Source organism: Treponema sp. UBA3813, assembly GCA_002368605.1.
Lineage (GTDB): Bacteria > Spirochaetota > Spirochaetia > Treponematales > Treponemataceae > Treponema_D.
On sequence record DFEB01000037.1, the window covers coordinates 24,943 to 33,836 of the forward strand.

Annotated in this window: 10 protein-coding genes; 7 read left to right on the forward strand and 3 right to left on the reverse strand. The window is 47.7% G+C overall.

From position 1 onward, the window contains the following. The first annotated feature begins 132 nt into the window (after positions 1-132). From ureA to B2089_RS06185, 7 genes are all read left to right on the forward strand, one after another. On the forward strand, positions 133-444 hold the full coding sequence (gene ureA, locus B2089_RS12040; protein ID WP_349675781.1) for an urease subunit gamma: 312 nt from the start codon (positions 133-135) through the stop codon (positions 442-444). Next, positions 441-764, forward strand: a complete 324-nt coding sequence (ureB, locus tag B2089_RS06160) for an urease subunit beta (RefSeq protein ID WP_296321175.1) — start codon at positions 441-443, stop codon at positions 762-764. The genes ureA and ureB overlap by 4 nt, the downstream gene beginning before the upstream one ends. Further along, entirely contained in the window at positions 761-2,488 is a 1,728-nt protein-coding gene (gene ureC / locus B2089_RS06165; protein WP_296321171.1) for an urease subunit alpha, read from the forward strand. Before ureB ends, ureC begins: the two co-directional genes overlap by 4 nt. A 39-nt stretch (positions 2,489-2,527) precedes the next feature. Next, on the forward strand, positions 2,528-3,025 hold the full coding sequence (locus tag B2089_RS06170; protein WP_296321168.1) for a hypothetical protein: 498 nt from the start codon (positions 2,528-2,530) through the stop codon (positions 3,023-3,025). Then, positions 3,015-3,692 carry an urease accessory protein UreF gene (locus B2089_RS06175; RefSeq protein WP_296321165.1) on the forward strand — a complete coding sequence of 226 codons (678 nt, stop codon included), beginning with the start codon at positions 3,015-3,017 and terminating at the stop codon, positions 3,690-3,692. The genes B2089_RS06170 and B2089_RS06175 overlap by 11 nt, the downstream gene beginning before the upstream one ends. Positions 3,693-3,753: 61 nt before the next feature. Continuing rightward, complete coding sequence (ureG, locus tag B2089_RS06180; protein ID WP_296321163.1) at positions 3,754-4,383, forward strand: urease accessory protein UreG; 630 nt, start codon at positions 3,754-3,756, stop codon at positions 4,381-4,383. Next, positions 4,380-5,228: an urease accessory protein UreD gene (locus tag B2089_RS06185; protein WP_296321160.1), complete on the forward strand. Its 849-nt coding sequence runs from the start codon at positions 4,380-4,382 to the stop codon at positions 5,226-5,228. The genes ureG and B2089_RS06185 overlap by 4 nt, the downstream gene beginning before the upstream one ends. On the opposite strand, the gene urtE is transcribed toward B2089_RS06185, so the two are convergent. From urtE to urtC, 3 genes are read right to left on the reverse strand one after another with little or no spacing between them, the layout of a single operon-like run. Next, on the reverse strand, positions 5,218-5,913 hold the full coding sequence (gene urtE / locus B2089_RS06190; RefSeq protein ID WP_296321155.1) for an urea ABC transporter ATP-binding subunit UrtE: 696 nt from the start codon (positions 5,911-5,913) through the stop codon (positions 5,218-5,220). The two genes, B2089_RS06185 and urtE, sit on opposite strands and share 11 nt — an antisense overlap. A 21-nt stretch (positions 5,914-5,934) precedes the next feature. Further along, positions 5,935-6,771, reverse strand: coding sequence for an urea ABC transporter ATP-binding protein UrtD (gene urtD / locus B2089_RS06195; protein ID WP_296321151.1), 837 nt, complete (start codon positions 6,769-6,771; stop codon positions 5,935-5,937). After that, complete coding sequence (gene urtC / locus B2089_RS06200; RefSeq protein WP_296321147.1) at positions 6,768-8,768, reverse strand: urea ABC transporter permease subunit UrtC; 2,001 nt, start codon at positions 8,766-8,768, stop codon at positions 6,768-6,770. The genes urtD and urtC overlap by 4 nt, the downstream gene beginning before the upstream one ends. Positions 8,769-8,894 lie beyond the last annotated feature (126 nt).

Genomic DNA, 8,894 nt, shown 5'->3' on the forward strand with positions numbered 1-8,894 from the left:
AAAAGTGTAAAATATAAGTATCCTATTCTTTGGCAGAGAAGCCTTTTCGTTTTCAGCGGAAAGGCTTCTTTTTTGGCAATGAAGCCGCTTTGGAGCAAAATCCAGGGCGGCTTTTTTATTTTGGAGGATAATATGAGGCTGACTCCACGGGAAAGTGAAAAATTACTTTTGAGCTATGCGGGTTTTCTTGCCGGGCAGCGAAAAGAGCGGGGATTAAAACTCAATTATGTTGAGGCCCTTGCCTACATTTCTTCGGCTCTTTTGGAGGAAGCCCGCGACGGCAAATCAGTGACGGAACTTATGCGGGACGGTGCGAAAATCCTTACGACAGAAGATGTGATGGATGGGGTGGCTGACATGATTCATGAAGTCCAGGTGGAGGCGACTTTCCCTGACGGCACGAAGTTAGTCACTGTGCATAATCCGATTCGGGAGCTTGTATGAAAATCGGAGAAATTATTTCTTGCAACGAGACGATTGAACTGAACCGTGGACGAAAAACAATCGAAATCAAAGTGGCGAATACCGGCGACAGACCTGTACAAGTAGGCTCGCATTTTCATTTTTTTGAGGTGAATCGGCTCCTTTCCTTTGACAGAAAAGCTGCTTTTGGCTTCCGGCTGGATATTCCTTCCGGAATGTCAGTGCGTTTTGAACCGGGCGAGACAAAATCCGTGCGTCTCTGCTCATTTGGTGGAAAATCTGAAATCTACGGGCTGAACAATTTGACTTGTGGAAAAACGGCAGGAGGAGCGGGAAAATGAGTTACATGCTTGACGGAAAAAAATATGCCATGATGTACGGGCCTACGACAGGTGACAAAATCAGGCTCGCGGATACAAACCTTGTGATTCAGATTGAAAAAGATTTTACGCAGTACGGAGACGAGGCAAAATTCGGCGGCGGCAAAACCCTTCGTGACGGAATGGGGCAGTCCGTGAATTCAAATCGCGCGACTGGTGATTTGGACTTGGTGATTACAAATTGCATAATTCTTGATTATACTGGGATTTACAAAGCTGACATCGGAATTCGGGACGGAAAAATCGCGGGAATCGGCAAGGCGGGAAACCCGGACACAATGGCTGGCGTAACGGAGGGAATGACTGTGGGCGCCGGAACGGAGGCACTTGCGGGCGAAGGCCTGATTGTAACGGCGGGGGGAATCGACTCGCACATTCACTTTATTTCGCCGGAACAGGTCGAGACGGCTCTGTCTTCCGGAATTACCACAATGATTGGCGGCGGCACAGGCCCCGCAGACGGCACAAATGCGACCACCTGTACTCCGGGAAGCTGGAATCTGGAGATGATGCTAAAAGCGACGGAAGATTTTCCCATGAATATCGGTTATCTGGGAAAGGGAAATTGCTCAAATAAAAACGAAGACAGCGAGCTTGTCTCTCAAATAAAGGCCGGAGCCTGCGGCTTGAAAATCCACGAAGACTGGGGCACGACCCCGGCTGTCATCGATGCGGCTCTTACTGTCGCTGATAAATATGACGTTCAGGTTTGCATTCACACTGACACCCTCAACGAGGCCGGCTGTGTGGAAGACACGCTCCGGGCAATTGCGGGCCGCACGATTCACACTTATCACACCGAAGGGGCTGGTGGCGGCCATGCTCCTGATATTCTGAAAGTGGCGGGCTTTCCCAATATTCTGCCTGCCTCAACAAATCCCACAATGCCCTTTACGGTGAACACGCTGGATGAGCACTTGGACATGCTTATGGTCTGTCATCATCTTGACAATAAAATTCCGGAGGATGTGGCATTTGCTGATTCGAGAATCCGGCCGGAAACGATTGCGGCGGAAGATGTCCTCCACGATATGGGCGCGCTGAGCATAATGAGCAGCGACAGTCAGGCGATGGGTCGGGTGGGCGAAGTAATCACCAGAACCTGGCAGACGGCACACAAAATGAAAGATGAGCGGGGTTCTCTTCCCGAAGAGTCAGGGGAAAACGACAATTTTCGGGTCAGGCGGTATGTCGCGAAATATACGATAAATCCTGCGATTGCCCACGGAATTTCCGAATATGTTGGCTCAATTGAAGCGGGAAAAATGGCTGATTTGGTTCTGTGGAATCCTGCCTTTTTCGGAGCCAAGCCGGACATGGTTATAAAGGGCGGGGCAATCGTTCTTTCAAAAATGGGTGATTCTAATGCTTCGATTCCGACTTGCCAGCCTGTCTACTACAGAAATATGTTCGGCTTTTACGGTAAGGCAAAATTTCTGACCTGTGTAACCTTTATGTCTCAGGCAGCCATTGATGGGAAAATCCCGGAGAAGCTTGGCTTGGAAAAAATCTGCCTGCCTGTAAAAAATTGCCGGAAAATCAGTAAAAAAGACATGCGGCTCAACCATGCCCTCCCAGAAATCAATGTGGATCCAGAAAATTACCGGGTGACGGCGGACGGAATGTTGATTACGAGCAAGGCGGCAGCTTCTCTTCCGCTTGCCCAAAGGTATTTTTTCTTCTGATTTATCAATATGACACTTATCTTTGGTTAAGGAGTTTGTATGATTTGCGAAAAGATTCTCGGGAAAGTCAGTGACGCTCAATTCAAGGGAAAGGATTTTGATTTCGTAGAATTCGAATGGCATGAGACATATTCAAAGTTGCATAGAAAAAATTCCCGAAAGGGGCGAGATATTGCCCTTCGTCTGGATGATTCTATCCTGAAAAGAGGAATCAAGCCCGGCGACGTCCTGGGAATTGACTCCGACGGCACGGTTATTGTCGCTGATGTGGGCGAGTGCGAAATCCTGAGCGTTAAGACGGCGGACAGGGACTTCCTTGCCACGGCAAAAATTGCCTATGAAATCGGAAACTGCCACGCGCCGCTCTTTGCCGGAAAGTCAGACTGCGAACTGATAACCTTGTACACAGAGCCAATGGAGCGGCTTTTGAAAAACCTTTGCGGATTCTCGATTTCAATCGAAAGGCGGACGGAAAAACTCGACTTTTCCCGGCAGATTTCTTCGATAGTCGGACATTCCCACCACCATGCAGGCTGATTTTTTTGAATTGCTCCAGATTAACGATGCGGCATTTCCTATCGGGAGCTATACGCTTTCATGGGGCTTGGAGACTTTCGTTCAGCAGGGGCTGATTTTTGACGCGGAATCGGCGGAATCATTCTTAAAGTCCGAGATTTCGCTTAATTTTCTCACGAACGAGCTTCTTCCTGCCCGTCTTTCCTGGGAGGCCGCCAGCTCAGGAAATTGGGAAAAGGTCAGAGAAATCGATGAAATCTACAATTCTGGCAAAAACGCAAGAGAAATCCGCGAGGGGAGCAAAAAACTTGCCCTCAGATTCTTGAAAACGGTATCGCTGTGGGAAAAATCAGGGGAAAATGAGGAGAATCCGCTTCTAAGGGCAGAAATCCGGCATTTTTCGGTTTTCTACGGCGCATATTGCGCAGTGAAGGGAATCAGCGAGGACGAAAGCCTTTCCGCCTTTTTCTACAGCCAGATTTCTTCCCGGATTGTGACGGCGGTAAAGCTCGTTCCCTTGAGCCAGAATGACGGTCAGATGATTTTGCACTCTCTTTTCAAGGATTTTGAGAATCTGCTGGAAAAAGTCATGGATTTTTCTGAAAAAGATTTGTGCCGCTCCTGCCCGGCCAGTGAAATCCGCGCCATGCAGCATGAGTTTTTATACACAAGACTCTACATGAGCTAATTTTTAGGGGCACTTTGCCCAATATAAGGAAAAGAAGGAAAAAATGGAGGAAAGAGAAAAAATGAAATTTACTAAAATCGGAGTGGCAGGTCCGGTCGGCTCCGGTAAGACTGCCCTTGTGGAGGCCCTTACCCGTCGGCTTGCTGAAAAGTATTCAATCGGCGTAATTACAAACGACATTTACACGAAAGAAGATGCGGAATTTTTGGCAAAAAATTCCGTGCTGCCAAAAGAGCGGATTCTGGGAGTGGAGACAGGCGGCTGTCCCCATACGGCAATTCGTGAGGACGCTTCCATGAATCTTGAGGCCGTGGATTTTCTGCGGGAAAAATTCCCTGACATAGAGCTGATTTTTATCGAGAGCGGCGGCGACAATCTGTCGGCAACATTCAGCCCGGAGCTTGTGGATGCGACGATTTTTGTAATTGATGTCGCGGAAGGGGATAAAATTCCCCGAAAAGGCGGGCCTGGAATCATGAGGAGCAATCTTCTTGTAATCAATAAAATCGACTTGGCTCCCCTTGTGGGCGCGTGCCTTGAGGTTATGGCAAGGGATTCCCGGAAAATGCGGGGGCAAAAGCCTTTTGTTTTCACGAATATTCGGAACGGCGAGGGAATTGACGAGGTGCTTGCTTTTTTGGACAGAAATGTCTTTTTCGCTGATTTAGCCGCTTCAATGGAATCAAAATGACAAATCAGTTTGGGAAGATTTCTCGTTTTGAGCTAAAGGCATCATGCTCAAAAAGCGGGAAGACTTTTATCAGCGACAGTTTTTTCACCTCTCCTTTTAAAATCATGAAGCCATTTCAGAATCAAGACGGCTCAATTTTCCTGTATCAGCAGACTTCTTCGCCGGGAATCTTTGCCGGAGACATTCAGGAATATCATATACTAATAGAAGAAAACGCGAAATTAGAAATAATGAGCCAGTCTTTTGAGAAAATCTTCAAGATGGAGGAAAATGAACTTGGCGAGCGGAAAATCCGCCTGCAATTACAGAAAAACAGCAGCCTGTTTTTTTCGCCGCTTCCCTGTATCCCTTTTTCGGAAAGCAGATTTCGCTCTGAAAGTAAGGTTTTCCTTGCGGATAAGAGTTCCCGCTTTCTCTACGAGGACATTTTGTGTGGCGGGCGAATTTCTCACGGCGAGCTTTTTGATTTTGATTTATATCAGAATCTGATTGAGGTGAGGCGGGGGAAAAAGCTGATTTTCCGGGACAATGCTTTTTTTGAGGGCAGCAAGGGCGGCAAAAATCCGGAAAGGAAACGCTTCCTGCAGGCGCCTTCTGTCTTCGGCGGCTTTACCCATGCCGGAAGTCTCTTGCTTTTCGGATTTGAAAAAAATCAATGGGAAATCAGAAAAGTTTTGGGGCTTGAAGAAAAACTTCTTTATGCCCAGAAAGCCGAATCAGAGTCAGAAAGGCTTGTTTGCGAAGTGACTGAAACTGATTCGGGGGATATAGCCCTCCGCGCCCTGGCATATTCTGCGGAGGAAATACAGAAAAGTTTTGAGCGCGTCAAGGCTTTTATCCGATAGACATTTTTGACTGAATCAGCTCGCTGTCGGCATCTTTTGTAAGTCCGCTTAGGGTGATTTCCCCTTTGTCCATCACATAATAGCGATTGCTGACTGAAAGGACGAAATCAAGATATTGCTCCACAATCAGCACCGTGATTCCAAGCTTCGAGTTCACCCTCTGAATGGCAGAGGCAATGTCTTCAATGATTGAAGGCTGGATTCCTTCCGTCGGCTCGTCAAGAATCAGAATCTTAGGGTGAGAGACCAAAGCCCGCGCGATTGCCAGCTGCTGTTGTTGTCCGCCACTCAGGTTTCCGCCCTTCCGTTTCAAAAAAGTCTTAATAATCGGGAAAAGCTCAAAAATCTCTTCGCCGATTTTTCCTTTCCCGCCGTTTACCTGCAATCCTAATTCAAGATTCTCTTCCACCGTGAGCTGGGGAAAAATCTCCCGGCCTTGCGGAACAAAGCCAATTCCCAGGGAGGCTCTCTCGTAAGTCTTCTTGCGGATAATTTCCTCGCCGTTCAGGAGAATGCTCCCCGATGTGGTTTTTACCATGCCCATTATGCTTTTTAGGCTGGTGCTTTTTCCCACACCATTCCGTCCCACCAGACAGACAATCTCGCCCGCGGGAACATTCATGGAAAGCGAGGGGATTATCCTGCTTTCCCCATACCATGCGCTCACATCCTTGATTTCAAGCATTTTTTCCTCCTGTAAAAAGGCCTATGCACCGGCCAGCTCATTTTCTTCTGTTTCTTCGATGCCGCTTTTATGGAATTTTCCCCGGCCAAGATAAACGGCCTTTACTTTTTCGTCTGACAGCACGGAATCAGCATTTCCCTCGGTCAGGATTTTTCCTTCATGCATGACCGTCACCGTGTCAGCCACCTTGCGGACGAATTCCATATCGTGCTCGACGACGACAACGGCATATTGTTTTGCTATTTTCCTGATAATCTCGCCCGTTTTTTCGGTTTCAGCCTTTCCCATTCCGGCAACAGGTTCGTCAAGGAGAAGAAGGCTTGGCTCCTGCACCAGAAGCATTCCGATTTCAAGCCATTGCTTTTGTCCGTGGGAGAGAAAAGCCGCCTTTTCATTCTTCTTTTCGCTGAGATTTATGAAATCAAGAATCAGTTCGATTCTTTCCTTTTGCTGCCGGGAAATTTTAAAAAGCAGGGAAGAAAGCACGGTTTTCTGTCCTTTAAGGGAGATTTCCATGTTTTCCCATACCGAAAGACTCGTGAAGACTGATGGAGCCTGAAATTTCCGTCCGATTCCTTCGTTGGCAATATCGGCTTCACGCATCTTTGTCACATCCATGTTCGTGTATTTGCGCAAGCCTACATCGACTCCGCCATGATAAATAATCTTGCCGGAAGCAGGCTTTGTTTTTCCGCAGATGATGTCCAGCAGAGTTGTCTTCCCGGCTCCGTTTGGCCCGATGAAAAAATGCACTTTGTTGGGCATTATCTTTGTCGTCACATTGCTGAGGGCTTTAAATCCGTCAAAAACTACAGAAATATCCTGAATCTCTATGACTGGTGTAATCACTTTGCTCATGCGGCTGCCTCCTCAGATTTTTCTTTTTTCAACTGATTTAGGGTGCGAAATACTTTTTCTTTTGCATCGATGAAGATTCCGGTAAGTCCTCGTGGCAGGAATATCACGACGAGGACGAAAATAGCTCCGATAAAGTATGACCAGATTTCGGGAAAGTTCTCGCTTACAAGAGTTTTTGTGATGTTCACGAGAAAGGCCCCGATGACGGCTCCAATCAGCGAGCCTCTGCCGCCTACGGCCACCCAAATCGCCATATCTATTGAATTTGAAATGCTCATCTCTGACGGGGAAATAATTCCTGAAAATGGCACGAAAAGTGCGCCCGCGATTCCCGTAAAGATTGCGCTCAGCACATATACGAAGGTCTTATAATTTGCGACCTGATAACCTGAAAATCGAGTCCTGTTTTCTCCGTCGCGGATTGCCACAAGAACCCGCCCGCATTTTGTCTGCATGACCCAGGAATAAAAAACGTAAGTCAGGATTAAAAGGAAAAGCGCGACATAGTACCAGATGTATTTTGTGCTTATGCGGGCAATGGGGAGACCGAAAAGCGTAGTGAATTCGGTAATGCCGTTTGTGCCGCCGGTGTAGCCTTGAAGTCCTATAAAAAGCGTGACGAAAACCAGGGCGAGTGCCTGAGAGAGAATCGAAAAATAAACGCCCTTGATTCTGTTGGTGAAGGTGAGCAAACCAAGCACAAAGGCGAGCAGGGCTGGAATCACGAGAATCATGAAAATGCTGGTCGGGGCAGTCTTATAGAATTCCCAGAACCAGGGGAGTGTAGTGCGGCCGCTCCAGCTCATAAAATCAGGAAGATTCGAACCGCTTGCCACAAGTTTCAGGTACATGCCGAAGCCGTAGCCGCCAAGACCGAAGAAAACTCCGTGCCCAAGGCTTAGAATTCCCGTATAACCCCAAATCACATCCAAAGAGAGGGCTACGATGGCGAATGTGATGAATTTCCCCACAAGGGAAACCCTGAAAGGCGAAAGAAAGACAGGCATAAGGGCAATGATTGCGACAATCACTGCGAAGGCGAAGTTTTTCTTTTTCGCGCTGATTCCGCTTAATCCCGTTTCTCCGCCTCCATTCTCGTCGAGAATTCTGGAATGAATGGTGAACAAGCCCTGAGGCTTCTTCTGTAAAAAAAGAATTACGAGGAAAAGTACGATTGCCTTTGCGATGTTGGCCGAGGTTCCGAACTGAATCGCCGCGTTGCTCATTCCGATCAGGCCTGCGCCCGCGATAGAGCCTGCAAGACGGCCTACGCCACCCAGCACGACGACCATAAAAGTGTCCACGATATAATTCTGGCCGAGAGAAGGTCCCACCGAACCGAGCAAACAGAGGGCACAACCCGCTATTCCCGCAAGTCCGGAGCCGATGGCAAAGGTGAGCGTGTCGATTCTGTTCGTGCGGATTCCAAGGCATTGGGCCATGGGCCGGTTCTGCATGGTCGCACGGACGCGTTTTCCGTAGGAAGTCTTATACATGAGCAGATACATGGCGACAAGGCAGAATGTGACCAGAAAAATGATGAAAATCCTTTTGTAAGTCATGATTACGCCGGCAATCTCCAAGTTTCCGTTGAGTACGGAAGGCGCGCTGACGTTCACATTGGGAGCACCGAAGATTGTTCGGGCGAGCTGCTGCAAGACAAGGCTAACGCCCCAAGTCGCAAGGAGGGAATCAGTTTCCCGGCCGTAAAGCCTTTTTATGACAAGCTGCTCCAGAATTGCGCCGAATAAAGCCGCAACTATAAAAGACATTACGATTGCAAGGGGATAGTAAAAATCGAAAAATCTGGCCGGAAAATAGGCAGTGAAAAAATTCTGTACGAGAAAGGTCGTGTATGCGCCAATCATAATGAACTCACCATGAGCCATATTGATGACGCGCATAAGTCCAAAAGTTATAGAAAGTCCCAGTGCCGCCAAAAGCAGAATCGAACTGAGACTAATACCGTTAAACAAAATCGTAAAAAATGTATTCATAAAAAATCCTCTAAAACAAGGATGTCAGGTTTTGGGAATTTACGGATATTGCAAAAAAAGGCGCGAAGGAGTGAAACGACTTACGAAAACACTCAGTTTGCGCTGCCGCGTAAGCGGCAAACGTAT

Coding starts and splice junctions, on each gene's coding strand:
- ureA (WP_349675781.1), top strand. CDS start 133: ATGAGGCTGACTCCACGGGAAAGTGAAAAATTACTTTTGAGCTATGCG.
- ureB (WP_296321175.1), top strand. CDS start 441: ATGAAAATCGGAGAAATTATTTCTTGCAACGAGACGATTGAACTGAAC.
- ureC (WP_296321171.1), top strand. CDS start 761: ATGAGTTACATGCTTGACGGAAAAAAATATGCCATGATGTACGGGCCT.
- B2089_RS06185 (WP_296321160.1), top strand. CDS start 4,380: ATGACAAATCAGTTTGGGAAGATTTCTCGTTTTGAGCTAAAGGCATCA.
- ureG (WP_296321163.1), top strand. CDS start 3,754: ATGAAATTTACTAAAATCGGAGTGGCAGGTCCGGTCGGCTCCGGTAAG.
- B2089_RS06175 (WP_296321165.1), top strand. CDS start 3,015: ATGCAGGCTGATTTTTTTGAATTGCTCCAGATTAACGATGCGGCATTT.
- urtD (WP_296321151.1), bottom strand. CDS start 6,771: ATGAGCAAAGTGATTACACCAGTCATAGAGATTCAGGATATTTCTGTA.
- urtC (WP_296321147.1), bottom strand. CDS start 8,768: ATGAATACATTTTTTACGATTTTGTTTAACGGTATTAGTCTCAGTTCG.
- urtE (WP_296321155.1), bottom strand. CDS start 5,913: ATGCTTGAAATCAAGGATGTGAGCGCATGGTATGGGGAAAGCAGGATA.
- B2089_RS06170 (WP_296321168.1), top strand. CDS start 2,528: ATGATTTGCGAAAAGATTCTCGGGAAAGTCAGTGACGCTCAATTCAAG.